At 72.3% G+C, this 25,392-nt stretch carries 23 protein-coding genes; 9 read left to right on the top strand and 14 right to left on the bottom strand.

Translation table 11 applies throughout. The features are described 5' to 3' along the window. The first annotated feature begins 80 nt into the window (after nt 1-80). Nucleotides 81-656: a hypothetical protein gene (locus tag CD790_RS36855; protein ID WP_399217811.1), complete on the top strand. Its 576-nt coding sequence runs from the start codon at nt 81-83 to the stop codon at nt 654-656. Between the two features lie 57 nt (nt 657-713). Here the strand turns inward: CD790_RS36855 and CD790_RS17410 are convergent, their stop codons facing one another. After that, on the bottom strand, nt 714-1,571 hold the full coding sequence (locus CD790_RS17410; RefSeq protein ID WP_144384172.1) for a class I SAM-dependent methyltransferase: 858 nt from the start codon (nt 1,569-1,571) through the stop codon (nt 714-716). A 105-nt stretch (nt 1,572-1,676) separates the two neighbouring features. Between CD790_RS17410 and CD790_RS17405 the strand changes: the two genes are divergently transcribed. The 3 genes from CD790_RS17405 to CD790_RS17395 all read left to right on the top strand — a co-directional run bounded on the left by CD790_RS17405 (nt 1,677) and on the right by CD790_RS17395 (nt 4,071). Then, on the top strand, nt 1,677-2,261 hold the full coding sequence (locus CD790_RS17405; protein WP_144384171.1) for a TetR/AcrR family transcriptional regulator: 585 nt from the start codon (nt 1,677-1,679) through the stop codon (nt 2,259-2,261). A gap of 413 nt (nt 2,262-2,674) precedes the next feature. Next, nucleotides 2,675-3,496, top strand: coding sequence for an SDR family NAD(P)-dependent oxidoreductase (locus CD790_RS17400; RefSeq protein ID WP_144384170.1), 822 nt, complete (start codon nt 2,675-2,677; stop codon nt 3,494-3,496). 143 nt (nt 3,497-3,639) lie between these two features. After that, a complete protein-coding gene (locus tag CD790_RS17395) occupies nt 3,640-4,071 on the top strand; it encodes a PPOX class F420-dependent oxidoreductase (RefSeq protein WP_144384169.1) in 432 nt (143 codons plus the stop codon). A 67-nt stretch (nt 4,072-4,138) separates the two neighbouring features. On the opposite strand, the gene CD790_RS17390 is transcribed toward CD790_RS17395, so the two are convergent. After that, the gene (locus CD790_RS17390) at nt 4,139-4,687 is read right to left on the bottom strand and encodes a hypothetical protein (protein ID WP_260867657.1); all 549 of its coding nucleotides are present in this window, start codon (nt 4,685-4,687) and stop codon (nt 4,139-4,141) included. 254 nt (nt 4,688-4,941) lie between these two features. Here CD790_RS17390 and CD790_RS17385 point away from each other — a divergent pair, with 254 nt between their 5' ends. From CD790_RS17385 to CD790_RS17375, 3 genes are all read left to right on the top strand, one after another. After that, on the top strand, nt 4,942-6,798 hold the full coding sequence (locus CD790_RS17385; RefSeq protein WP_144384168.1) for a DNA/RNA non-specific endonuclease: 1,857 nt from the start codon (nt 4,942-4,944) through the stop codon (nt 6,796-6,798). After that, complete coding sequence (locus CD790_RS17380) at nt 6,789-7,037, top strand: hypothetical protein (protein WP_399217708.1); 249 nt, start codon at nt 6,789-6,791, stop codon at nt 7,035-7,037. Before CD790_RS17385 ends, CD790_RS17380 begins: the two co-directional genes overlap by 10 nt. A 427-nt stretch (nt 7,038-7,464) precedes the next feature. Beyond that, entirely contained in the window at nt 7,465-8,508 is a 1,044-nt protein-coding gene (locus CD790_RS17375) for an alcohol dehydrogenase catalytic domain-containing protein (protein WP_144384167.1), read from the top strand. Nucleotides 8,509-8,631: 123 nt separating this feature from the next. Here the strand turns inward: CD790_RS17375 and CD790_RS17370 are convergent, their stop codons facing one another. Then, nucleotides 8,632-9,096 carry a GNAT family N-acetyltransferase gene (locus CD790_RS17370; protein ID WP_260867656.1) on the bottom strand — a complete coding sequence of 155 codons (465 nt, stop codon included), beginning with the start codon at nt 9,094-9,096 and terminating at the stop codon, nt 8,632-8,634. 415 nt (nt 9,097-9,511) lie between these two features. After that, nucleotides 9,512-10,426, bottom strand: a complete 915-nt coding sequence (locus tag CD790_RS17365) for an MBL fold metallo-hydrolase (protein WP_144384166.1) — start codon at nt 10,424-10,426, stop codon at nt 9,512-9,514. A gap of 104 nt (nt 10,427-10,530) precedes the next feature. Here CD790_RS17365 and CD790_RS17360 point away from each other — a divergent pair, with 104 nt between their 5' ends. Beyond that, the gene (locus CD790_RS17360) at nt 10,531-11,460 is read left to right on the top strand and encodes an AraC family transcriptional regulator (protein ID WP_144384165.1); all 930 of its coding nucleotides are present in this window, start codon (nt 10,531-10,533) and stop codon (nt 11,458-11,460) included. A 124-nt stretch (nt 11,461-11,584) separates the two neighbouring features. Here CD790_RS17360 and CD790_RS17355 read toward each other — a convergent pair whose 3' ends face one another. The 8 genes from CD790_RS17355 to CD790_RS17320 form a co-directional block, all read right to left on the bottom strand. Continuing rightward, complete coding sequence (locus tag CD790_RS17355) at nt 11,585-14,401, bottom strand: DUF5682 family protein (protein WP_144384164.1); 2,817 nt, start codon at nt 14,399-14,401, stop codon at nt 11,585-11,587. Beyond that, nucleotides 14,398-15,510 carry an AAA family ATPase gene (locus CD790_RS17350; RefSeq protein ID WP_144384163.1) on the bottom strand — a complete coding sequence of 371 codons (1,113 nt, stop codon included), beginning with the start codon at nt 15,508-15,510 and terminating at the stop codon, nt 14,398-14,400. Before CD790_RS17350 ends, CD790_RS17355 begins: the two co-directional genes overlap by 4 nt. 38 nt (nt 15,511-15,548) lie before the next feature. Then, nucleotides 15,549-17,042, bottom strand: a complete 1,494-nt coding sequence (locus CD790_RS17345) for a VWA domain-containing protein (protein ID WP_260867701.1) — start codon at nt 17,040-17,042, stop codon at nt 15,549-15,551. Between the two features lie 32 nt (nt 17,043-17,074). Further along, complete coding sequence (locus tag CD790_RS17340) at nt 17,075-18,463, bottom strand: hypothetical protein (RefSeq protein ID WP_144384162.1); 1,389 nt, start codon at nt 18,461-18,463, stop codon at nt 17,075-17,077. Beyond that, entirely contained in the window at nt 18,463-18,933 is a 471-nt protein-coding gene (locus tag CD790_RS17335) for a hypothetical protein (protein WP_144384161.1), read from the bottom strand. The genes CD790_RS17340 and CD790_RS17335 overlap by 1 nt, the downstream gene beginning before the upstream one ends. Nucleotides 18,934-19,171: 238 nt before the next feature. Further along, nucleotides 19,172-21,064 carry an ATP-binding cassette domain-containing protein gene (locus CD790_RS17330; protein ID WP_144384160.1) on the bottom strand — a complete coding sequence of 631 codons (1,893 nt, stop codon included), beginning with the start codon at nt 21,062-21,064 and terminating at the stop codon, nt 19,172-19,174. 472 nt (nt 21,065-21,536) lie between these two features. Then, a complete protein-coding gene (locus tag CD790_RS17325) occupies nt 21,537-22,232 on the bottom strand; it encodes a class I SAM-dependent methyltransferase (RefSeq protein ID WP_144384159.1) in 696 nt (231 codons plus the stop codon). 325 nt (nt 22,233-22,557) lie between these two features. After that, nucleotides 22,558-23,166, bottom strand: coding sequence for a CGNR zinc finger domain-containing protein (locus CD790_RS17320; RefSeq protein ID WP_144384158.1), 609 nt, complete (start codon nt 23,164-23,166; stop codon nt 22,558-22,560). A 38-nt stretch (nt 23,167-23,204) separates the two neighbouring features. Here CD790_RS17320 and CD790_RS17315 point away from each other — a divergent pair, with 38 nt between their 5' ends. After that, nucleotides 23,205-24,458 carry an MFS transporter gene (locus CD790_RS17315; protein WP_144384157.1) on the top strand — a complete coding sequence of 418 codons (1,254 nt, stop codon included), beginning with the start codon at nt 23,205-23,207 and terminating at the stop codon, nt 24,456-24,458. Nucleotides 24,459-24,535: 77 nt separating this feature from the next. On the opposite strand, the gene CD790_RS17310 is transcribed toward CD790_RS17315, so the two are convergent. Both CD790_RS17310 and CD790_RS17305 read right to left on the bottom strand, forming a co-directional pair. After that, on the bottom strand, nt 24,536-25,051 hold the full coding sequence (locus CD790_RS17310) for a DUF3995 domain-containing protein (RefSeq protein WP_144384156.1): 516 nt from the start codon (nt 25,049-25,051) through the stop codon (nt 24,536-24,538). Next, on the bottom strand, nt 25,048-25,392 hold the full coding sequence (locus CD790_RS17305; RefSeq protein WP_260867700.1) for a DUF6191 domain-containing protein: 345 nt from the start codon (nt 25,390-25,392) through the stop codon (nt 25,048-25,050). Before CD790_RS17305 ends, CD790_RS17310 begins: the two co-directional genes overlap by 4 nt.

The raw sequence follows: 25,392 nt of genomic DNA, 5'->3' as shown, positions 1-25,392 counted from the left end.
CGGGCGCGCAGACCGACGCGCTGCGCGACGTGCTCGCGTCGCTCATCGAGTTGGACGACGTCAATCGGTATCTCGGCGGCATGATCACCGCGTTGGACATCCGGTATCCGTTCGGTGACGGCCACCCGCTGCTCGGCCGCCGGGTCCCCGACGTCGAACTGAAGACCGCCGGTGGCGCCACGCGCGTCTTCGAACTGCTGCACGCCGCCCGCCCCGTGCTGCTCGACCTCCGCGGCGACGGCGAGAGGGCGGGCGCCGCCGCGGGCCGGGCCGATGGGGACGAGGCGACGGAGGCCGTCGGGGATCGGACCGATCGGGACGAGGTGACGGAGGCCGTCGGGGATCGGACCGATCGGGACGAGGTGACGGAGGCCGTCGGGGATCGGACCGATCGGGACGAGGTGGCGGAGGCCGTCGCGGGCTGGGCCGATCGCGTCGACCTGGTGACCGCCGAGTGCGGTGACGGCCGTTGGGCGGTCCCGTCCGTCGGCGAGGTGGCGGCCCCCGCCGCGCTCCTCATCCGCCCCGACGGCCATGTCGCCTGGGCGGCGCCCGTCGATGCCGCCCCCGACACCACCGCCCTCCGAACCGCCCTCGCCACCTGGTTTGGCCCACCCGCGGCCGCCGACCGACCCACCTCTGAGGTCACCCGGTGACGTCAGCCTCCTGACGGCACCCCCGTGGAGGCCGGGCCGTGGCGCCCCCCCCTGACGTCACCCCTCAGCGGGTGCGGGCGCGGTGGCGGTCAGGAGCCAGCCGGTGCCGCGGAGCCGAAGGGCGTCACCGGTCTCATACGGGCGGAGCCACTGGGTGAGGCGGCTGCGGGCGCGGTCCCGGGTGCCGGGGTCCGCCTGGCCCATGAGGTGCCGGACGGGGCCCGAGTCCAGCAGGAAGGCCGTCGCGTCCCGCGCGTCACGGCCCCAGGTCCCGTGGGCCTCGACGTGGTCGGCGCGCACGTCCCGGAAGCCGGCCCGGGCGAGCAGGTCGGTCGCGGTGCCCGGGTCGGCCAGGGAGAACATGCCCGGCTCGCCGGGCGCGCCGAAGCCCCGCAGCGGCAGGATGTCGCCGAGCGCGGCGAGAGCCTCCAGCCACTGGTTGCCCTCGGGCTCGGCGGCGCTGAGGAAGGCGATGCGGCCGCCGGGTCGCAACGCCGTCGCGATGTTGGTGAAGGCGGCGACCGGGTCGGCGAAGAACATGATGCCGAAGCGGCTGATCGCGACGTCGAAGCCGGCCCGGGTCAAGGGGTGGACCTGGGCGTCGCCGTGCGTGAAGGAGACGTTGGGGATGTTCTCCCGCGCGGCGCCGGCCCGAGCGCGCTCCAGCATGGGCGCGGAGAGGTCCAGCCCCAGGGCCTGGCCCTCCCCGGCCGCACGGGCGGCCAGCCGGGTCGTCGCTCCGGCGCCGCAGCCGATGTCGAGGACGCGTTCGCCGGTCTGGATGGCGGCGGCGTCGAGCAGAGGCTGGTTGAAGCCGGCGTTCACGGCGTCCCAGCGGTCCTGGTGGGCGGCCCAGTGGGCCCCTTCGTAGCCGTTCCATGCCTGCGCCTGGGCGGTGTTGGCGAAATCGCGCATGCGGAAGACCTCCTGCGGAGTGGGCGGCGCCCTAGAATGGGCGGGTGCCCAAATAGTATGGGCGCATGCCCATACTGGCAACGGCCATGGTTCTGGAGGGATCTGATGTCACCGCGTGGAGTAGCCATTCCCGATCTGCGTGCGCGCCTGTTCGACGCCGCGGAGCGCGTCGTGGCCAGGGACGGCGCCGCCGCCCTGACCAGCAGGGCGGTCACCGACGAGGCGGGCTGCGCCAAGGGGGTGCTGCACACGCACTTCGCGGGGCTGGACATGTTCGTCGCCGAACTCGTCCTGGACCGCTTCGCCCGCACGGCGACGCTGGCGCAAGCGCTGCCGGGGCGGGCCGGCACAGGGGTGGTGGCCGACAACCTCGCGACGGTGGCGTCGGCGGTGCTGACCCTGGACCCGGGCGTCGTGGGGCTGGCGGTGACCCGGCCGGGAGCCGCGCAGCGGGTCCGCGAGGCATGGCAGTCGGGCGCTCCGGGCTTCGGCCTGATCCAGGAGGCGATCGAGGGCTACCTGACCGCGGAGCAGCGGCTGGGGCGGGTGAGGCCGGGAGTGGACGCCGACTGCGTGGCGCTGGCCCTGGTGGGAACCCTGCACCATCTGCTGATGACCGGCTGGGCGGGCCTGCCGGACCCGGGAGCCCAGGTCGAGCGGCTCATCCACGCGCTCGTCGACGCACCCTGAGCCGACCCCAGGCCCGGACCGCCCGCGCGAGGCCGCCCACCCGGGCGGCACACGCGGGACCACCCCGCTCGGGCGGCACGCGGCGGCGACGGGTCGTTCACCGGCGAGAGCACCAGAAGGGGGATGGTCACCCCCTTACGGAGCTCGGCGCACCGCCACCGGCACCAGGCGGCGCTCCGCTCCAGCCGCAGCCGCTAACGGCGCACGGCCGACAGGCGTCGGGTGGGTGCGACGACGGGCAAGCATCGGAGGGATTCCCCCTGGCCCTGGAGCATGAAGATCAGCTACGCTGACAGCGAGACGGAACGGTTCGTCGCGTTGTCACGGGGCGATGTGCGGGCGAGGTCCGCCGCACACCCGCGGCTTTCGACTCATACGCCGTCATACGCCATGTATCGAAGGAGTGGGATTCCATGCCGAGTGGCAAGTGTTGGTTCATCACCGGTGGCTCCCGTGGCCTGGGCCGCGCCTTCGCCGAGGCCGCACTGGCCGCCGGGGAGCGTGTGGTCGTCGCGGCCCGCGATGTCGAGCCACTGACCGAGTTGGCGACCGCGTACCCGGACACGCTGGTACGGCTCACCCTGGACGTCTCCGACCGCCAAGCCGTGTTCGAGGCGGTGGAACGGGCGGTGGCGGCCTTCGGTCGTCTCGATGTCGTCGTCAACAACGCCGGCGGCCTGTTGTACGGCATGGTGGAGGAGGCCACGGAGGAACAGGTCCGGAACCACCTCGACGTCAACTTCTTCGGGGCCGTGTGGGTGGCTCAGGCCGTGGTCCCCCATCTGCGCGCCCAGGGCTCGGGACACATCCTCCAGGTCACCTCGATGGGCAGCGGCGGCGGCATGGCCTCCGTCGGCTTCTACGGCGCGGGCAAGGCGGCACTCGACTCCGTCAGCGAGGCCCTCGCGATGGAGGTCGAGCAGTTCGGGATCAAGGTCACCATCGTGCAGATGGGCGGCTACTCCACCGGGCTGTTCACCGCCGGCACCACGATGACCTCGTCCGACCCGATGTACGCGGCGCTCCGCGCCCAGTTGGCGGAGATGTGGGGAGACGATGCCGGCCCCGACCCGAGCACCGCCGCCGAGGTCGTCATGGAGCTGGCCGCACTGTCGGACCCGCCGCGCCGCCTGATCGTCGGCAGCCGATCGTTCGACCTCGTCCAGGAGATGGACCGGGCCCGCGTCGAGCAGTACCGGGCCTGGGAAACCCTCAGCCGCATGGCGCCGGGCTGACACCTCGTCCCAGCCCGCCGCCCGGCTCGGGCGAGCACCCGCGGGGCAGGGGAACCGGCTGGGCGCGCCCGCCCCCCGTCCGTGACTTCACATCGGCCTCCGACAAGGGAATAGCGGGCGTCCGTCCGGACTTGGCTTCAGACATGACCGCGACCCCCTTCAACCCGCGCGCGCTGCTCGCGGGGAGCCGACTCGGCGTCCTGGCGACCATCAAGTCCGACGGCCGCCCCCAGCTCTCCCCCGTCATGCCCTTCTACGACCAGGAAGCCGACGTCATCTACGTCTCGATGACCGAAGGACGAGCCAAGACGGTGAACCTACGGCGGGACCCGCGGGCCACGCTGGAAGTCACCAGCCCCGACGGATGGGCCTGGGCCACCGCCGAAGGCATGGCGACGCTCACCGGGCCGGGAACCGACCCCCACGGTGCCGAGGTCGAGGCGTTGGTGCGGTACTACCGCCTCGCCGCCGGGGAGCACCCGGACTGGCAGGAGTACCGTTCGGTGATGGTCTCGGACCGCAGGGTGCTCATGACGATGACGGTGGACCACGTGTACGGCGCCAAGCTGCGCTGACAACGCGTCAGGTGTCCCTGGGGCGGCCCGCGCTTCTCGTGCCCGCGCGCTCGCGGGCACGAGGCGTTCACGGTGGCGCCTCGACCTCCAACCAGCGCTGGCGACGCGCGCCGCGGTACTCCAGGGTCTGCCAGCCGAGGTCCTGCAGCGCGCGGGCGCATCGCTGGAGCTGCTCGTGCTGCTCGTAGCCGGCCCCGCTGCCGGGCGGGCCGAGCCACTCCACGCGGACCACCCCTTCCTCGCGGCGCACGCGGTATCCGGTGGCGGTGCGCCGGCCGTCGGCCGCCATGGCCGAGGCGGGGATCCGGGCCGCTTCCAGGGCCAGCGCGATGGCACGCACAGGCCGCAGGCGCTCCCACTCGGCGGGCACCGACACCGGCCTGCCGGCCTGCGGGTTCATCAGTGCTCGAATCTGCCGCAGCCCGGCCAGGGCCTGGCGCACGGCGGCCGCGCGAGCATCGGGGCCCTGGTCGGACGGGCTCTGGCCGGACGGGCTCTGGCCGGACGGGCCCTGGCCGGACGGGCCCTGGCCGGACGGGCCCTGGCCGGACGGGCCCTGGTCGGACGGGCTCTCGTCTCCGGTGGCCGCGTGGAAGCCCGGCAGGGTGTGGGTCATACGTCCTCCCGCGGGACGTGAGCCTGGAACTGGACAGGGCGGTCGGTCTGCCGAGCCTCATGATGCCGTCCGGGTCTGACACCCGAGCCGAGCGCGTGGCCCCGGCGCCACGAGAAGCCGATTCACGCCTTTCCTCATATGATCCGAAACGTATGGATAGATCCCCATATCGCGCGGGGTCATGCCCCATGCCGTCCCGCCGCTCCAGATCGCACCCATCCGTGACGTCGGCTCCGTGAGGGAGATTCTTTTCGATGGCCACCAAGAAGCGGGGCGCCACGTCTCCCGCCGGGCAGAACAAGCTGATCGAGTCGCTCAGGCGGTTCATCCGCACCCAGGGGCCCGGCTACCTCCAGGACCCGAACGTGTCATCGATCGGCATCGGCTACAAGGAGAAGGGCGGGCGGCGGAAGAAGGAGATCTCGCTCCAGTTCACGGTCGACCGAAAGGTGGCGCCGGAGGGCATGAGGGCGCTGGGGACCACCCCGCTCCCGAAATCGATCACCGTGGACGGCGTCGCGGTGCCGACCGATGTCATCGAACGCCGCTACGAGACCCACTTCGAGGTGGTTCCGGAGCCGGAGATCCCGGATCGCAAGAGGCGTCTGGACCCGATCATGCCCGGCGCGAGCGTCGCGCACGTCAGGGCCTCGGCGGGGACCATCGGCGCCATCGTCTTCGACAAGAACGACGGAACGCCCTACATCCTGAGCAACTGGCACGTCCTGCACGGCCGACGCGGCGCGCTGGGCGACGACGTCGCCCAACCGGGCCCGCATGACGACAACCGGGTGACCCGCAACCGCGTCGGCACCGTGAAGCGGTCGCATCTGGGGATGGCGGGCGACTGCGCGGTGGCGACGATCGAGAACCGGGGCTTCGACCCCGAGATCCATGAACTCGGCGTCGTGCCCGAGGAGCTGGGCGAACCGGCGCTCGACGACAGGGTCGTCAAGAGCGGTCGCACCACCGGTGTCACACACGGCATCGTGCGGCGTATCGAGACCCTCGTCATGCTCGACTACGGGCCGGGGGTCGGCACGCACACCATCGGCGGCTTCGAGGTCGGCGTGGACCCCGACAACCCGCCGGAGGGCGGAGAGGTCAGCATGGGCGGCGACTCGGGCTCGGTGTGGATGTTCACGACGCGGGGCGGGAAGCCCAGCAACGTCATGGCGGGACTCCACTTCGGCGGCGAGAGCGCCGACAGCCCCGACGAGCACGCGCTGGCCTGCGTCCCCCGCTCGATCTTCGAGAAGCTGGAGATCAGCCTGGCGCCCCCGGCGCTCGAAGCGGCCGAGGTCATCACCGGCTACGACCCGGACTTCCTGGTGAAGCGGATCGATCCCCCCAAGCTCAACGCGGCCATCGCGAACGACGCGGTCAAGGTCAACGGCTCCGAGATCATCCCGTATGTGCACTTCTCCCTGGCGCACAGCACCTCCCGGCGCTTCGCGTTCTGGGCGGGCTGGAACATCGACGGCGGTTCGCTGAAGCGGCTGAGCCGCAACGGCATCAAGTTCGTCAAGGACCAGCGCCTGCCGGCCGAAGTCCAGGTGGGCAACGAGGTGTACGGGGCCAGACGGCTCGATCGCGGACACATCGCACGCCGCGCCGACCTGTTGTGGGGCAGTCCGGCCGAAGCCAAGGTGGCCAACACCGATTCGTTCTTCTTCACCAACATCACCCCGCAGATGGAGGACTTCAACCAGAGCAACAAGGGCGGACTGTGGGGGAAGCTGGAGGACGCCGTCTTCGAGGACGTCGAGGTCGACGACCTGAAGGTGAGCGCGTTCGGCGGGCCCGTCTTCCAGGACGACGACCGCCTCTTCCGTGGGGTGCGGATCCCCCGGGAGTTCTGGAAGGTCATCGCGTTCTCCGAGCAGGGTGTGCTCAAGGCCAAGGGTTTCCTGCTCACCCAGAACCTCAACCAGCTCGAAGCCCTGGAGCTGGACGAGTTCCTCGTCTTCCAGGTGAACCTGGGCGAGGTGGAGGCGCGCGGCCGTCTCCGCTTCCCCACCGTGCTGCACCAGGCGGACACCCTCGTGGTGCCGGAAGCCCTCGAGGACCGGGAGCCCCTCCGAAGTCTCGCCGACATCCAGTGGCACTGAAGAATCGATCCCGCACCCATACCGAGGCGGACGTCCTCCTGGAGCGCGGCTGGCTCACCCGCGACGACGCGGGACGACTGTGGATCACCGAGCCGGGCGAGGCGGCCCGCGCCGACCTCAAGCGGCACACCCCCGCCATCCGCGACCGCATCCACCAGGGCATCGACGACGCCGACTACGTCACCACCCTGCGGGTGCTCCAGCGAATGATCCGCAACACCGGCGGCACCGTGGCCTGACCGGACACGGGCCGACCGGGGGCGCGTCGTCACCGGGGAACGCGTGAGGCCCTCCCCGAATCACGGGGAGGGCCTCACGTCTTGGAGCGCCGAGCAGGCCTTGCACCTACATCTCTCGTTTGGAGACGAGCATCTTTCCTTAGACGACCGACGCATCGAACCCCGCCCCTCGGGGCGGCGTCGCAAGATCTACTGTACTACAGATCCGCTCCGCCGATCATCGGCTGATCGCCGGCCGGGTCTCTCGGACGCCGAGCCGGGCGGCATCCGGCGTCATGCGCGGGTGCGAGGTGAGCCGGGGCCCGCTTATCGTCGGAATGGCGGACCGTGGAGATCCGCGCGTCATCGCTGGAGATCACTCAAGACCGGATGAGTCAGTGCCTGCCGGCCTGCGCCCCGGCCCCGCGCCGCGACGAAGGGTTTGATCATGCCTGCTTCCACCGCCTCTCCCGGCGGCGCGTCGCGCGCCGTGCGGATCTCCGCGCCGGGCGGCACACCGCTTCTGGTCGAGGTCGCCCGGCAGGAGCCGGGCCCGGGGTCCGTGCGGATCGCCGTGGAGGCGTGCGGGGTGTGCCACTCCGACCTGCTGATCAGCGCGGGATTCCTGCCGGGGACGACGTACCCGGTCACGCCGGGCCACGAGATCGCCGGCCGGATCGACGCCCTGGGCGAGGGCGTCGAGGGCTGGCGGATCGGCGATCGGGTCGCGGTGGGCTGGTACGGCGGGAGTTGCGGGCGCTGTGACGCCTGTCGTGAGGGCGACGGCGTGCTCTGCCCCCAGGTGTCGATTCCGGGTGTGGCCTACCCCGGCGGCTACGCCGACTCGGTCGTGGTGCCCGCCATGGCCCTGGCGGCGATCCCCGACGAGCTGACCGCGGTCGAGGCCGCGCCGCTGGCCTGCGCGGGCGTCACCGTCTTCAACGCGCTGCGTCGCTCGGCCGCGCGTCCGGGTGACACGGTCGCCATCCTCGGCCTGGGGGGACTGGGCCATCTGGGCGTCCAGTTCGCCCACGCGATGGGCTTCCACACCGTCGCCGTCGCCCGTGGCCGGGAGAAGGAGGCGCTGGCGCAGCAGCTCGGCGCCGCCCGGTACATCGACAGCACCGCCGGTGATGTCGCCGAGGCCCTGCGGGCGCTGGGCGGGGCGAAGGTGGTCCTGGCGACCGTCACCGACGCCGGCGCGATGGGCGCCACCATCGACGGGCTCGGCCGCCGCGGTGAACTCATCGTCGTCGGCGTCGCGCCCGAGCACCTCAAGGTCACCGCCTTCCAGTTGCTGACCGGGGACCGGAGGATCTACGGCCACTCGTCAGGTGCCGCCGTCGACACCCAGGACACCCTGCGCTTCGCCGCCCACAGCGGGGTGCGGGCCTGGACCGAGGAGATGCCGCTGGAGGAGACCGCCGCCGCGGTGGCCAGGATGACCAGCGGCCGGGCCCGCTTCCGCATGGTCCTCACCACCGGCCGTTGACCTCGGTCGTACGCCCCCTCCAGCGGCGCCCCTCCGGCGGTGCGGTTCCGGCAGCCGCGGTTCCGGCGGCGCGGTTCCGGCAGCCGCGGTGGGGCCGGCGACACGGCGCCGGCCGCACTCGGGTCACCGCTCGCGGCGGTCCGGCCGTGCGGTCCTGAAGTGGGCCAGGTTCCCCTCGGTGGCCCATCGGTGGAAGCCCGCCTTCTCCAACACGCGGACCGACGCCGGGTTCGACAGCTCCACGCTGGCGACCACGGTGTGGACGTCCGACGCCGTGAGGGCGAAGTCCGCCAGAGCCCGGGTGGCCTCCGAGGCGTAGCCCCGGCCGCGGCGGGAGGCCACGATGCCGTATCCGATCTCGACGGTTCCCTCGCTCGGCGGCCAGAACAGGCCGATCGAGCCGACCACCAGGTCGCTGTCACGCTCGATGATCAGTCGGTGGCCGTGTTCACCCAGCCATGCGGGGTGCTGCTCGAAGAGTCCCGCGATCACTCGGTCGCCCTCGGCGGGGAAGTCGTCCGCCCAGTGGGCCGACCCGGTGCCGTCGAGGACCGCGGCGATCTCGACCGCGCTCCAGGGTCGGAGCACGAGGCGGTCGGTGGTCAGCGGACCGTGCGGTGTCGAAGTCGTGGACGCGGAAGACGGAGGTGCGGACGACGGAGATGCGGAAGAGGGAGATGCGGAAGACGGGGACGAAGACGGGGAAGACACGTGTCACTCCTGGTCGTGGGAACGACCCGGACCGCGCTCTCTAGCGCGCGGGCCGGACAAGGGCATGCTGAGGACGGCCGACGGCGGCCATATTCATCAACCTCCCTGTCCCCTGGTCACGTGGTCACGTGGTCACGCGTCCCTCGCGCTGCCGTGACGCTAACAAGCCTGTCCCGCCTCGCGCAAAGGATTTCGCGGGCGAGCGCCCCCGGCTGGAGCGGCACCGCCGCGGCGCCCGTCGCGTTCTCGACTCCCTGCCGGACGCCCCGCGCCCGCCCCGGCCGGGCCACGCCTACCGCGTGGTGTACGCCGCCCACGGTCCGAGGGCGAAGCCATCCCCGTCCTTGCGCACTTCCAGCGCGCCCGCGCCGCCGAAGTGGGCGGGGACGACCAGTTCCCGCTCGACCGCCGCCCGTTCCAGGATCCGGCGGCGGCTGGCCACCGCCTGCCGCGCGTCGAGGCAGAAACAACTGTTGCAGGAGGGGCGCAGGATCTGCACCGGGCTGTGCAGCAGATCGCCGACGAAGACCGCCCGATCAGCCCCGGACTCGAGCCGCAGGACACCGGATCCGGGTGTGTGACCGGGAGCGGACTCCAGGACGAGGTTCTCGTCGACGCGGTGGGCGCCGTCCCACAGCACCGCCTGCCCGGAACGGTGCACCGGTGCGACGCTGTCCTCGTAGATCAGCCGGTCGTCCTCCCGCAGTCCGTCGCCATACGCGTTGTCCGGGCCGAAGTGGAAGTCGTCGGCGGCCGGGATGAGGTATTGGGCGTTGGGAAACGTCGGCACCCACTCGCCCTCGGCGTCGACGGTGTTCCAGCCGACGTGGTCCCCGTGGAGATGGGTGTTGACGACGACATCGACGTCCTCCGGTCGTACGCCTGCCCGCGCCAGCCGGCCGAGGAAGTCGTCCCGCCGGTGGTGGAAATGGGGCGAGCCGGGCCGCTCACGGCCGTTGCCCACGCCGGTGTCGACGAGGACGGTCCGTCCACCGCTGCGCAACACCCAGGTCTGCAGCGCGACCACCGCCGCGTCGCTGTCCGGATCCCAGTGCTCCGGCGCCAGCCAGTCCCTGTTGTCCCTCCACACCTCGGCCCCGGCCTCCGGAACGATGTCGAGGGCCGGCACGAACGGCCCTCCCCACTCGACGACTCGGGTGATCTCGACATCCCCCAGCACGATGCTCTGCACGCCTTCATTGATCATGCACTCGACCTTAGGGAAGGCCGGGTGAGCCGCTCAATGCGTGAAGTGGTCTGCTGAATACGCGTCCGTCTCACGGCCGACCCGATCGGGGCTACCCTGGCCCGATGGATGTGGTGAGCGACGCGATCGCGGCCGTGCGCGTCGGACGGCCGTCCTCGCACCGGGTGCGGGTGAGCGGAAGCTGGTGCACACGGCTGGCCCCGTATGACGGCGCGGGCTTCCATGTCGTCCTGGAGGGGAGCTGCTGGCTGCTCCCCGACGGCGGCGCCCCGGTCTCGCTCGGCACCGGGGACGCGGTACTGCTTCCGCACGGCACCGGGCATGTGCTCGCCGACTCGCCGGCGGACGCCGCGACCGTGGAGCGGGCGGTGCCGTTCGAGCGCTGGGAGGGCGAGAGGTGGCCGCGCGAGCCCGGGACCGTACGCGGGGCGGTGGCGATGCTGTGCGGCAAGTACCGGTTGGATCGCAGTCGCGTCCACCCGCTCATGTCGGAGCTCCCGACCGTCGTCCACCTGCCGAACCGCATCGGCAGCCACCCCGAACTCCGCGCCGCCATCGACCTGCTGGGTCGTGAGCTGGACGAACGACGGCCCGGGTCGTGCGTCGCGGTCCCCAGCCTGCTCGACCTCTTCTTCGTCTACATGATCCGTTCCTGGATGCTTGAGGACGCCACCGGGTCCTGGCCGGCCGTCCTGGGCGATCCGGTGACGACCGCCGCGCTGCGGGCGATCCACTCGGACCCGGCCGCGGCATGGACCAACGACCGTCTGGCCGCCGAGGCGGGCGTCTCGCGCCCCACCCTGGCCCGTCGGTTCACCACCCTGGTGGGCCGCCCTCCGATGGCGTACCTCGCCTGGTGGCGCCTCACCCTCGCCGCCGCCCAGCTCCGTGACACCACGGACCCGCTGGCGACCATCGCGCGCCGGGTCGGCTACGGCACCCCGTACGCCTTCTCGCACGCCTTCAAGAGGGAGTTCGGGTCCGCCCCCGGGCGGTACCGGGCGGTGGCTTCCGGATTGCGGCCGGCGATCTGACGGCCCCTCCCGTGGTCGTTCCAGGTCCCGGCGGGCCGGTTCCGCGGTGGGCCCCGTCGGGGCGACCGCGGATCCGGTCGCCCCGACGACGGATGTACGCGCCCGGGCGTGGCCCCCGCCGGATTCACGCGCCGGCCAGCAGCGCCTCCAGTGCCAGCGCCGTATCCGGATGGCGGCCGACCAGAGCCGCGCCCGACGGGCCGGGGTCCGGCGTCTCCCATGTCCCCTCGCAGCCCAGCAGGTCCGCGACCGCGTCGCAGGTCGCGGGGTGGGCGGCGAGCAGGGCGACACCGCGGCGGCCGCCGTTCGGGTGCCGTGCCGGAGCCACGGCGTCCGGCTGGGTCCGCGCGCGCCACGGGGGCACCCACTCGTCCAGGGCCGCGAGCCGGCCGGGGAAGACGCGCCCGGCCTCGCGGATGAGCAGCGGGGCCAGGTCTGCGCCGCCCGAGCGGAGGGTGGTGATCAGGGTGGGCAGCCACGACAGGAGCACCGGGTCCGGCAGCCGTCCGAAGGCGTTCGACACCGCTTCCACGACGAAGTCGGTGAGGCTCGGGACGGGCTCCAGAGCGTGCAGGAAGCCGCTGAGGTAGCGCGGGTAGGCGGGCACCACCAGGGGGTTGCCGAGCAGGTCGTCGCACCTGGCCCGGAGGTCCGCCCGGGAGAGGTTCCCGAGGTGCACCCGGGCCGCCCACAGCAGCGCCGTCTTCGACGGGTCCTCGGGGTGCGACTGGGCGACGGCCAGCTCCAGCTGGGTCCGGTCACAGCCCAGCGACAGCGCCAGGCCCTCCATGCTGAACAGGAAGCCCAGCATGGCGGCCACCTGCCGGACGGTGGCGTCGTCGTCGGTGAAGGCCGTCGGCAGCAGGGTGCAGTAGTGCGCGTACCCCGTCTTGACGAAGGACTCGATCCAGGCCGGCAGCACCGGCTCGCTGGTGCGGTAGTACGCCAGCAGCCTGCGCACCCGACGCAGCACCTCCGGCGCTCCGTCGACGGTGCGTTCGGCCGACAGCACCTCCAGGGCGTGCGTGCCCAGTTCGTCGGCGAGCCGGCGGCTGCGCAGGTACAGCGTCGCGTCCTCCACGGCCTGGAGGACGGTCGCGGCGGTGGCCCGCGGGCCGTACGCCGTGCGGCGCAGCCGCTGTTCCAGGACCTGCTCGATGCTGACGCCCTCGTAGCCGAGCTCGATCAGCGCACGCTGGTGGGTGCCCAGCGCCAGGTCCCAGGACTCCTGGATGGGGCGCTCCCCGAGGGACCGCTCGCCCATGATCGGCCGCGCGGCGCCCCGCGGCATCAGGTAGCGGAGCATCCACAGCACGTCGGAGCAGCGCTCCAGCTCGGGCTGGGAGGCGATGTCCAGCAGCGCCCGTCGCACGCCCCGCTGTTGGAGCTTCAGGTTGAGCGGAGCGAGCCGGTCGTGCACGTCCCGGGCCAGGGGCGGCAGGGCGTCGTAGCCGACCTGGCCGATCCGGTCGCCGCCCATCATGATCTCCACCAGGCGGCGCACATCGCGCCGACCGGGGACGGTGTCCTTCTCGATGCAGGTGACGGCGGCGTCCTGGAAGTCGTACGGCGTGGGCTTGGCCCGATCCCGCACCCCCGCCAGCAGGATCGACGTCTCGAACACCGCGATGGCGTCGGCGGTGGAGGCGAGGTAGCCGTTGCGGCGCGCGGCGCGCACGATCTCCACCGACCAGCCGAGCAGTTCCGCCTCGTCCAGTCGGTCCAGGACGGGCGGCTGATGGAGGAAGCCGGTCAGCTTGTCCGCGGGTGGGAGCGCGGGCGCGGGCGCCGCCACCGGCGCGGCCTTCTTGGGCTTGGCCTTCCTCGTGCCCGCCTGCCCCGCCAGGCGGTATGGCTCGACGCGCGTGCGCTTCAGGTTCTTCGCCCAGACCGTCGCGGCGATCGACACCGAGCCGGCGGCGAGGCCGAACTGCGCCTCGATGGCCGCGTGGCTGGACGGGATCAGACCGTGCTGCCAGGTGGTGGCGGTGCGCGGGCTGATCCGATAGGTGTCGGTGCCGTGGACGCCGAACTCCGCGACGCGGCTGGCCGCGTGGAAGGCCCCGCACACGTAGAGGCAGTCGGCGGGGTCGGCGCCGGTCGCGGCCAGGTGCTCGCGCATCCTGGTCCACATGAATCGCTCGCGGTCCTCGTCCACCCGCACCCGGTGCGGGTCGCCGGGCGCGAGGCGCCGGAAGAGGCTGCCGATCAGCAGCATGACCTGGCGGTAGGTGTCGTGGTCGCTGTCGCCGAGCGGCAGCTCGACATACTGGTGCCACCACTCGGACCAGTGCCGCACCTTGCCGTGGCGCAGCAGGTGCTCCTCCAGTTCGGCGAAGCGCGGCCGCAGGTCGCCGATCTCCACGCCGACCGCGTCGCCGTGCAGCACGGCCTCCTCCTCGGCGGGCGGCGCGGCCGCGTCGTCCGCACCGGCCGACGGTTCGGCGGTTTCTCGGCCGCGCGCGTCCCACTGGAAGACGTGGTCCGAGGAGCGGTCGACGAGGACCAGTTCGACGCCCGGCGTGTCCAGGGCGTAGGCGATCGCCTGGTATTCGGCGGATGCCTCGGTGATCGGGGCGACCACCGACAGCGGGGACCACTCGGCCGGGAAGCCGTCGACCTCGCTGGCGAACGCCTGCACCGCCACCGGGAGCCTGCAGTTGCGCAGCTCGGTGAGGAGCGGCGCCATGTCCTCGCACAGCTCCAGGTACACCACCTTGGGCTGCTTCTCCCTCAGGCGGCGGGCCATCGCGACCGCCGAGGCGGGCGAGTGGTGGCAGACGGGGAAGATCTCCAGGGGCTCGCGGACCGCGCGGTCGACGTCGTCGACGATGCCCAGGAGGATGCCCTGGAGGGCGTCTGGCCCGTCGGCGAAGGTCGCGGCGGCCTCCTGCAGCTGCGCGCGCAGCCCGGCGAAGGTCCCCTCGTGGGTGCCGCTCATGACAGGGTGGCGATCGCGTCGCGGCCGCCCTCCAGGAACTCCGGCCAGGAGCCGCCCTCCTCCTTGCTGCGCGGCTCGACGACGCCGTGCAGGTACTTGTTGAGGATGGCCAGGTCCTCCGGCTCGCGCCGGGCCAGTGACCCGACGAGCGAGGAGGCCAGCGTGTGGGCGGTCAGGGCGCGCTCACCGAAGAAGTTGCTGTGCAGGATGGCGTCCTCCAGCACGCCGATCTGCTCGGCGGTGGACAGCGCGGACTCCAGCTTCTCGTCGTCGCTGCCGGCCGCGGCCGCCGAGGCGCGCAGGTCGGCGAAGCTCTGGAGCAGCACGTCGAGCAGGGTCGGCGGCACGTCCAGCTCGATCTGGTGGCGGCGCAGCAGTTCCTCGGTGCGGAAGCGGACGATCTCCGCCTCGCTCTTCTTGTTCGTCACCACGGGGATGCGGACGAAGTTGAAGCGGCGCTTGAGCGCCGAGGACAGGTCGTTGACGCCCCGGTCGCGGCTGTTGGCGGTGGCGATGATCGAGAATCCGGGCTTGGCGAAGACGATGTTGTCGCTGTCCAGCTCGGGCACGGAGATGTACTTCTCGGAGAGGATCGAGATCAGCGCGTCCTGGACGTCGCTGGTGGAGCGGGTGAGCTCCTCGAAGCGGCCGATCGCGCCGGTCTCCATGGCGGTCATGATCGGCGAGGGGATCATCGACTCCCGCGACTGCCCCTTGGCGATGACCATGGACACGTTCCAGGAGTACTTGATGTGGTCCTCGGTGGTGCCTGCCGTGCCCTGCACGACCATCGTGGAGTTGCGGCAGATCGCGGCGGACAGCAGCTCGGCCAGCCAGCTCTTGCCGGTGCCGGGGTCGCCGATGAGCAGCAGGCCGCGGTCGGAGGCGAGCGTGACGATGGAGCGCTCGACGAAGCTGCGGTCGCCGAACCACTTCTGCGAGATCTCCCGGTCGAGGCCGTCGGAGCGCTCGGAGCCCAGGATGAACAGGCGGATCATCTTCGGGGACAGGCGCCAGGAGAAGGGCTTGGGGCCGTCGTCGATGGACTCCAGCCAGTCCAGCTCCTCGGCGTACTTGATCTCGGCGGGGGCGCGCAACAGGTCGGACATGTAAGGGCCTTTCTCAAGAAGAGGTCTCTCAACAGGACTCAAGCGAGGAACGTCTTGAGTTCGTGGACGAGCTTGCGGATGTGGCCGGAGAGCACCGGCGTGCCGAGGTCCTTGAACCGCTCCCGGAACCACGGGTTGACGCTGCCGCGGCCGGAGCTGGTCACCGAGCCGACCGGGATGAACTTCGCTCCGGAGCGGTGAATGGCGGCCATGCTCTCGAACAGCGGCTCCGTCTGCCATTCGAAGAAGTCGGAGATCCACACCACGACGGTGTTGCGGGGCTCGGCGATCTTCGGCTGGGCGAGCGCCATGGCGACGGTGCCGTCGGTGCCACCCCCGAGGTTGGTGCGCAGCAGGGTCTCGAACGGGTCGTGGACCCACGGGGTGAGGTCGAGCGCCTGCGTGTCGTACGCGATGAGGTGGACGTCCACCTTCGGCAGCCCGGCGAAGATCGACGCCAGGATGGTGCAGTTCACCATGGAGTCGACCATCGAGCCGGACTGGTCCACGACGACGATCAGCCGCTGGGGCGTGGTCTTGCGGACGGTGTGCCGGTAGTAGAGGCGGTCGACGTACAGCCGCTCCTCCTCCGGGCTCCAGTTGGTGAGGTTCTTCCAGATCGTGCGGTCGATGTCGAGGTTGCGGAACACCCGCTTGGGCGGGATGGAGCGGTCAAGGGCGCCTACCGTGGCCTTCTCCACCTGCGTGCGCAGCACTTCGGCGACCTCGTCGACGAAGCGGCGGATCAGGGCCTTGGCGTTGGCCAGGGCCACGCCCGAGAGGTTGTTCTTGTCCCGCAGCAGCTGCTCGATCAGCGACATGCTCGGGGTCAGCCGCGCGGCGAGCTGGGGGTCGGCCAGCACCTCGCGCAGATGCATCCGCTTGACGAGGTCGGCCTCGATGGCGCCGAGTTCGGGGCCGATCGCCGGGATCAGCCGGCTGAGGTCCGGTGTCGTGCCGCCACCGCCGGTGCCGGTCGGGCTGACGTCCCCTCCGCCCCCTCCCCCGGCGCGGCCGCCGCGCAGCTCGCCGGGCTTGCAGCCGAACGCGCGCTCCAGCCAGCCCGCGTCGGACTGCCAGCGCGCCAGCTGTCCGGCGGTGACCGTGCCGGAGCCGGAGGCGAACACGTTGAGCAGCACCTTGGACACCAGCGCCGCGCGCCGTACCTCGGCGGTCCGGTCGCGTCCGCCGTCCTCGTCGGCCTCCGGCGTCATCAGGCCGTCGAACTCGGCGGCCAGCTCGGGGTGGCGCTGCACGATCGAGTCGACCGAGGTCTGCGGGTCCAGCAGCGCGGACGGCAGACCGATGTCCTCGACGACGGCGAGGCTCGCCGATTCCAGTGTGGCCTGTTCCTCGGGGTCGAAGAGGCGGGCGAGGAGTCTCCAGTACAGCGCCTGACGGCGGTTGTCGTGCGGGTCCACCTCGGCGTTGGCTGTCGTCGGCGCGGTCGCCGGCCCGGCGCTCTGCCCGGTGGTCGGTCCGATCGCCTGTCCGGCTGGCGGTTCGGCCGTCGGTTCGGTGGTGTGCTCCATCGTTCGGGCCGTCGTGTCGATGGTGTGCTCGGTCATTTCCGCAGCAGCCTTCCGGCTCGCTCCCGCAGCACGGCCACGGCGTCGGTGGCGGCCTTCTCGGCCCTGACGCCCGCCTTGTCGGTGGTGCCGCCGGCCCACCCCCCGGCATGGAGCGCGACGGTCTTCTTCCGCACGGTCGTCTCCACGGCCAGGGGCTGGACACGGAACGTCCCGGCGTCCCAGCGGAGCAGCCCGACGCACGCGGCGGACGCCGCGACGGCCTCGGGGGTGAGCGGACCGGCGGTGGGCATGCGGTCGGTGTCGACGGCGAGCGGGTGTCCCGCGACGGTGAACGTCAGCCCGTCGTCGTCCTTCTGGGCGGTGTAGCCCTCCAGGAAGACGGGCACGGCGACGCGCGCCGGGTGCCGGTCGAGCGGCGCCGTCACCGCGTCGACGGCGGTCGGCAGGGCGACACGCGCGGTGGCGAAGGCGTCGGCGGGCTCACCCTGCCGAGCGTGCTCGTCGCTCCACAGCAGGTCGCCCTCGGCGGTGACCGGCATGTCGGCGAGGTCCATGGAGCGGCCTTCACCGACGGCCGCCAGGAGCGACAGGTGCGGGCGGAGCAGCTGCCACAGCCCGGCTCCGACGACCGTGTCGGGCTTCGGCGCCGACACGCTGGCCCGCACCAGGCGCGGCGCGGCCCCGTCGGCGGGCTCGAACACCGCGTGGACCTGGGCCTGGACGGCGGTCGCGTGTTCCTGCACATCGACGCCGAGGGGCAGCAGGCGGCCGGTGGCCGTACCGGTCGGGGGCGCGGCGGCCGCACCGGGCAGCGTCAGCAGCATCGCGCGCGACCACAGGTCGGCCCAGCGCCGGGCCGGCACACGCTCCAGGGTGACGCCCGGGCAGGACGCGGCGAGCTCGGCGGCGAAGCCGTCGAGGAGCGTCGCCAGGCGTCGCAGGGCCGGGTCCGGAAGCATCGCGGAGACGACCTGCGCGGAGCCGGCGACCAGCTCGTGGTCGATGCCCCGCCACCCGGCGCGGGCCAGGTCGGAGAGCCAGGAGCGGGCCGCGGCCAGCACGTTCACCGCCTGCTCGGCACCGGGCGGTACGGCGGTCTCCTCGCCCCGCGTCCGACCGGTCGCCTCCGCGACCCGGGCCGTCAGCGCGTCGTGGACCGAGCCGAGCAGCGCGGTGCGGGCGGCGGCGAGCGCGATGAAGTGGTCCTCGCTCGCGGCGCCGGCCGCTGCCTTCTCGACCGCCTCGGCGACCCTGGCGGCCAGCGGGCTCCCCGCGACGGCGTGGGCGAGCTCGGTCAGGCCGGCCGCCTGGGCGGGCTGCGGGCGGAGCAGGCCGGCGACGAGAGCCTGGTCGAAGGCGTCTACGGCGGCCAGGGCCTCGTCGAGCCCGTCGAAGGCTTCGGCGAACAGGTCGGCGCGCATCAGGCCACCGCCCTGGTCGGCGGGAACCACTGCATCTCCGGCAGCGGCGCGGTGGTCGGCGCCAGCTCCAGATAGGCCAGGTGGCGCAGGAACCGGCTGAAGACGGGCGCGGCGGCCTTGGTGTCTCCCTGGGGCGGACGCGTGCCGCTCATGGCGGTGGCGATGGTCTGCGCGGTCGGCTCCCCGTCCGCGGGCTCGACCCGCAGATAGCGGGTGACCCGCTCCGCGCCGTACTGCAGCACCGCCTCGTTGATCAGGGCCCGGATGTGGTTGCAGAACGAGCCGCGCGCCCCGCCGCAGGGCCGGTTGTTGTTGGTGCTGCAGGCGAACGCGTACGTGCCGGCCGCCACCGAGGACACATAGACCCGCTCGATGTCCGAGCCGCTGGACACCACGCCCTGCAGGCGTCCGTCGGCCAACTCGACGAACGGGACCTTGGCGAGCTTCCGCGGCCTCGCGGGCGGTATCACACGCGCCGTGCTCGACCTCTCCCGATATGACAACGCACCATCTCCAATGCACCAAGGGGAAGTCCACGCCAGATCGGCGGAACACGACTGAAGATAGAGGCGACCACTGACAACGCCGCCCGCGCGCGCACAGCCCCACACCGGAGCCTGTCGCGCCTCTCCCGATACGCGGTGGCCGGTCGGCCGGTGGGGACGCGGCGGCGCGTCCCCACCGACCGACCAGCGGGACAGGGGTTGCCTAGCGGTCCTGGGAGAGTGCGAGGAGTTCGGCGAAGGTTCCGCCGGCGTGGACGAGGTCGTCGTAGCGGCCCTGTTCGGTGATGCGGCCGTGTTCCATCACCACGATGCGGTCGGCGACCTTGGTGTTCTCGAGGCGGTGGGTGACCACGATGGTGATGCGGTCGGCCGCGATGGCCTTGATCCGCTCGAAGATGACGTGCTCGCCCCGCGGGTCCATCTGGGATGTGGGCTCGTCGAGGATGAGCAGCGACGGTCGGCGGTACAGGGCCCTGGAGCAGGCCAGCCGCTGCCACTGCCCGCCGGAGAGCTCCGCCCCGCCGAAGATCTCCCGGGCGAGCAGGGTGTCGAGACCGGCGGGCAGCTCCTCGACCGCCTCGCGCATGCCGACGGCGTCGACCGCGTCCCACACGGGTCCGTCGTCGAAACCGCGGGGCTGGCCGAGGTTGACGTTCTCGCGGACCCGGAGCGGCCACTGGGCGAAGATCTGCGGGACCAGTCCGGTGCGGCTCCAGACGGTGGCCGGGTCGGCGTCCGCGAGGTCCGTGTCGTTCCACGTGACCCGGCCCTTGTCGGCGAGGTAGATGCCGGTGATGAGGCGGGTGAGGGTCGACTTTCCGGAGCCGTTCACACCGACGATCGCGAGGATCTCCCCGCGGCGCAGCGTCAACGAGACGCCGTCGACGGCCGGCCGGTCCTTGCCCGGGTACCGGTACCCGACCTCGTCCAGCCGGATCTCCTCCACCGGTGCGGCCACGGAGAGCGCGCCCCGCTTGGGCGCCCGTCGCGCGGCGTCGTCGAGGAACGCCCGCATGTCGGTCAGGTACAGACTGGTGTGGAAGAGCGCGGCGCCGTTGACGACGACCTGGGACAGGGCGGCGAGCGTCGTCTGGACGGCGACGACCGCCGTCGCCGCGAGGGCGAGCGCGATCCGACCGGTCATCGTGAGCCAGGCGAGCGCGGCCCATGTGGCGACGAGGAAGACGCCGCTGGCGAGGGACGAGGCGAGGGCGATCCGCAGGGCGCGCGGGGCGGCGCCCAGGGTGCGCCGGTCGCAGCGGTCCGACAGCGACCTGTACCAGAACAGCAGGTAGTCGGTCATGCCGTTGGCGCGGACCTCGTCGCCGTACTTGGGCGTCGTCGACCACCATCGCATCATCCCCCTGACGTTGCGGTCGGCGACGTTCGCGTAGTGGACCTCGTAGTCCACGCGGGCGGTGAGCACCGCGCCGACGCCGGCTGGGAGCACGGCGAGGAGAAGCAGCGGTAACAGCAGCGGGTTGAGCACCGAGAGGGCGCCGGAGGCCGTGACCATCCTGATGGAGGCCGACATGAAGCGCTGGGCGTCGGTGACCATCACATGGGTGCGGACCACTCCCATCTCGGCGGCCTCCTGGCGGTCGGCGAAGCCGTCGACGGCGTACGCCGCGGCCTCGACCCGGCAGACCGCTTCCACCAGGGCGGTGTCCGTCTCGGTGGTCAGGCGGGGCGTGATCCGTCGCTCGGCGTACATGGCCAGAGCCGCGACGGACCGGATGAGGCCGGCGGCGACGCCGACGACCAGGAGGGCGGGCAGCGCCTGATGCAGCCGATCGGCGGCCGTCCCGCCGCCGAAGACCGGGCGCATGGCACGGGCGGTCGCCGCCAACAGGACGGCGGCCGCGACGCCGGTGACCAACTGGCATGCCAGGAGCAGCAGTACGGCCCGGCGGTCGATGCGCCAGGCCATGCCGGCGATGCGACGCAGGACGCCCGGGAGTCGGGCGCACAGGGTTCGAAAGGAGGTCCCGCCGAGCGGGTTCACGGCGTACCCGCCGTGATAGGTGATCTCGGCCGGTAGCGGCGGCGGTGGGGCGCTGCCGGCCTGCTGTTCCCGTGTGTTCGCGGAGGTCAACTGGTCTCCTTCTCCAGGGAGTTGGGCGCGTCTGGGGTGGCATCCGGGTCAACGACACGACCCTCGGTATCGAACACACGTGTTTGAGACGGGCCGGAATCCTCGTGACAGAGCGACGGGCGCGGGGTGTAGGGGCCATGGACCCTTGTGCGGCGCGGCCCCGTCCGAGCGCGCTGATGGCCGAAACGCCGATGCCCCCGGCCACGGGGCCGGGGGCGCGCAGGCGCACGGTGGCTCCTGACGGGTGCGCGGCCGCGAGCCTCGGCGTGGGGGCCGGCGGATGCGCGGGGAGCGCTCGTACGCCGTGCGGCCGGCGAACGCGCGACGGTGCGCCCCGACACGGGGCGGGCGATGCGCGGGGAACGGACAGGCGCCGTAGGCCGGCGGATGGGCGGGGAGCGCTCGTACGCCGTGCGGCCGGCGAACGCGCGAGGGTACGCCCCGACACGGGGCGGGCGTTCGGAGGGTTCCGTCAGGGGCGGCGGAGCCTGACGGCCAGGAAGGACGGGCTGGTGTGGGTCTTCTCGTAGCGACGTGGATCGGCCAGTCGGGCCTTCTCGGTGGCGCGCGGCTCGGCCAGCTCCTCCAACACGAAGCGGGCGCCCAGCAGTTCGCCGAGGAACCTCTCGAGTGTCATCCGCCAGTAGCTCAGCGCGAACCGGCCGTCGAAGGGAAGCTCGACACGTTCGTCGGAGAAGTAGGAGCCGCCGAAGTAGTTCCAGTCACCGGTGGGGTGGGTCGTGGAGACGAGCAGGGTGCCGCCTGGTCGCAGCACGCGCCGGATCTCGGCCAGGAGTTGCTCGCGCGCGTCGATGTGGTGGTAGACGAGCGCCATCACGGCCAGGTCGAAGGACTGGTCCTCCAGGAAGGTCAGCGGTTCCTCCAGGTCGTGCCGGCGCAGGACGGCGCGGTCGCCGAGCCGCCGCTCCGCGGCGCGCAGCATGCTCTCGCTCCCGTCCACGCCGACGACCCGCGCGGCGCCCCGCTCGAGGAGCTCGACGGCGTAGTGTCCCGCCCCGCATCCGAGGTCCACCACCCGCAGCCCACTCACATCGCCGGCGAGCCTCAGCATGGCCGGCCGGTCGGTGTGGGCGTTGTAGGCGCTGTCCGTGGCCTGGGCGGCGAACCGCTCGCCCATCTCTCCGTGGTACGCGGTGTCGGCTCTCATCCGACCATCCTCACAGCCGGCTCCGCCACCTCACCAGACGATTCCCGGTGACGGCGTGCCCGGTCGCGTACGCGGGCCCTGACGCCGCCCGCGCCGCCCTCCCGGTGCGGCGGGTGCCGCCGCACCGACGATCGGCGTGATCGGGCCGAGGCGGGGTGCGGGGCGGTTACCGGTCAGGCCCGCGGGTAGGCGAGGGCCGCGAGCATCTTGCGGTGGGTGCCGCGCGACAGCCGCGGTGGTCCTCTCCGTCGCCCCCGCCGCGCTCGCCCTGCGCCGGGTGGCCCCGACGGGCGTACGGGAATGCCGACCGGTGACCGACCGGTGGCTATCCGGTGGTGTCGCCGGGGTGTGCGACGGAGTGGGAGCGGCGGTGGGCCGCGACGCGTTCGCGGGTCGCGCAGCGGCGCGAGCAGTAGCGGCGCTCCGGGCCGCTGCCCTGTGCGATGAAGACGTTCTGGCAGCTGGGCGAGGCGCAGACCCTGCCGGGCGGGCGCTGGTGATCCCAGACGAGGACGGTCAACGCCAGGCAGGACGAGGCGAGCAGCCACTCGCCCCAGGGGGCGTCGTCGTCGCGGTCGAGGTGGGGATGCCAGGGGGCGTCGCCGCCGTGTGCGGTGAGGCGGAGCGGTCCGGTGTGCTGGTGCAGGAGGCGGTTGAGGGCGGTGGCGGCGCCGTCGACGTGGCCGGCGGCGAAGACCTCCCGCAACAGGGCGGCTGACGCGCGCATCTGGGCGACGTCATCGGGGGTGAGGTCGAGGGGCTCCGTCTCGCCGTGGGCACGGAGCACCTCGGCGACCGCGCCCGGGTCCGGGGACTCGTCGGCGAGGACGTTGACGAGGGCGGCGGCGCGCCGCGCCATGGCCAGCACGGAGTGTCGGGTGGACCAGTCGTCGGTTGCGGAGGGCACGGCAGGAATGTAGCGCATGTAACGCATATTGCAGGGTTTTGAGTTACCTGCGTACCGTGTGGCCGATGAAAAGGCGTTACTCGATGGGTGCGTATCTCGCCGGTGCGACGGCGGCCCGGGTCGGGGACGACATGTCCGGACCGGCGCTCATGCTGGCCGGGTTCGCGCTCGCCGGTTCGGCCACCGAGGCGTCGTCGCTGCTCGCGGGCATCACGATCGCGGCCGCGGTGGGCGGGCCGGTGCTGGGCGCGCTCCTCGACAGAGCACGGTGGCCGGGGCGCCTCCTGGCCGCGGCGCTCGTTCTCTACGCGACGGGCCTGACGGTGATCCTCGTGGGTCTCGACCGGTTTCCGTTCGCCGTCACCGTGCTGATCGCCGTGTTCACGGGGTTGCCGGCGCCCGCGCTCTCGGGCGGCTGGACGGCCCGACTCCCGCGCGTGGTCGGGGCCGAGGGGCTCCCTCGGGCGAACGCCCTGGACGCGATGACCTTCAGCATGGCCGGCCTGGTCGGGCCCGCCCTCGCCGGCCTCATGGCGGAGGCGTGCGGCGCGCCGACGGCCGTCGTGCTCTCGGTGGTGCTCATCGGCCTGGCGACGCCTGCCGCCTGGCACCTGCCCACGGGCCGCGGACCGGCATCCGGAACCACTGAGGGAGGCGGGCCGGCGGGGAGTCCGCACGCGACCTCGTTGGCCGGGGACCTCGCCGCCGGGGTGCGGTTCATCACCCGGACCCCTCCCCTCGCCCGGGCGACCCTCGCCTCCGTCGTCTGTTGCGGCGCCCAGGGCATGCTGACGGTTTGTGCCCCGCTGCTGGGCGAACGCGCCTTCGGTGGCGCCAGCCACGGCGCGCTGCTGCTGTCCTGCGCGGCCGTCACGGCCCTGGTCGCCAACGCCGTGCTGGCCCGGTCGCCGCGTGCGATCGCCCCCGACACGGTCGTCTGGGCCGGCGCCCTGGTGCAGGCCGCCGCGTCGGCCCTGGCCGCGACAGGTCGACCCGCCGCCCTCGTCATCGCCGTCTGCCTCCTCGGAATCGGCGAAGGGCCGCAGCTCACCGCCTTGTTCGCGGTGCGGCACCGGGAGGCGCCGGACCGTCTGCGCGGCCAGATCTTCACCACCGGCGCCAGCCTCAAGATCACCGGCTACGCCCTGGGCGCGGCAGCCGCCGGCCCCGTCGCCTCATGGTCGCTCCCCGGCGCCCTGACCGTGGCGGCGTGTGTGCAGATCCTCGCGGCCGCGGTGTACCTCCCGGCCCCGCGCGGGAGGTGCCGACAGCGGCGGGGGCTGTTTTCGACAGGGCGAAGTGGAGCCGGTGGGCGGTGAGATGGGCAGTCACCTTCTCCCATGAAGTGACCTGCCGCTGTCGGCCTCGTGGGGCTGTGGGTTGACTGGCGGAGCGGTCAGCCTCTGGACGCGGGTGGCGGTGCCGCGTCGGCATGCCTGCCGGACCGAAGGGTGGCGAGGCCGAAGGCCAGTCCTCCGGCGATGAACCAGGGATTCCAGAGGGCCAGCGTCCAGGCCCGCTGCCCCGCACTCACGGAGGGGTCGAGGTGCGTTGGGTCGGTCAGCAGCAACACCTCGACACCGATGCCACGGGCCAGAAGGAGCGCGCTGGCGCTCCACCCCAGCCACCTTGCCAGCAGACCGGGAACACCCCGGAGCCTGGACCCGGCAAGCACCCATGCCAGCAGGGCGCCGAGGAGACAGAGCGCGCCCACACCCCACAAACCGACCACGACGAACCACAGCGGGCGCTCGGTGGCCAGCGGGCCGGCGGAGACGCTCAGCCCCACATCACCGCCGACGGCCCAGTAGAAGTGCAACCCGGCGAACGCGACCGCCCACAAGCACGCGATACGCCCCCACAGCGTGGACGGTTCCGCACCCGTTTCCTCAGGATCACGTTTCACCGTCATCCCTCAAAGGTGTCACGCCGGTCAGCGCGCGGGCCGTCCGCCTCCTGTGGCAACACGATGAACGCGGTGCCCTTGGTCAGGTCGACGCTGGAGCGGGGCGGCGCACCATCGCTCTCGTCCTCCCGTCGCATCAGCTCCACCCACCGCTGCTCCAGCTCTACCGTCTTGTTTCCGTTCACGACCGCCGTGAACTCGTCGAAGGCCGTGTTCGACAACGACCGCCCCGTGCGCCTGCGTAGCCATGGAATCAGGCCCAGCCCCGTGAACCATCGCCACACGCTCTCCGCCAGGGCGAAGAAGACCAGTAGACACACGAACGCCGAGAACGACATGGCCCACAT

It is taken from the genome of Streptomyces sp. SAJ15, assembly GCF_007595705.1.
Taxonomy (GTDB): Bacteria; Actinomycetota; Actinomycetes; order Streptomycetales; family Streptomycetaceae; genus Streptomyces.
Note: the sequence above shows the minus strand (reverse complement) of the source record. Positions and strands in the feature narration are given on the sequence as shown.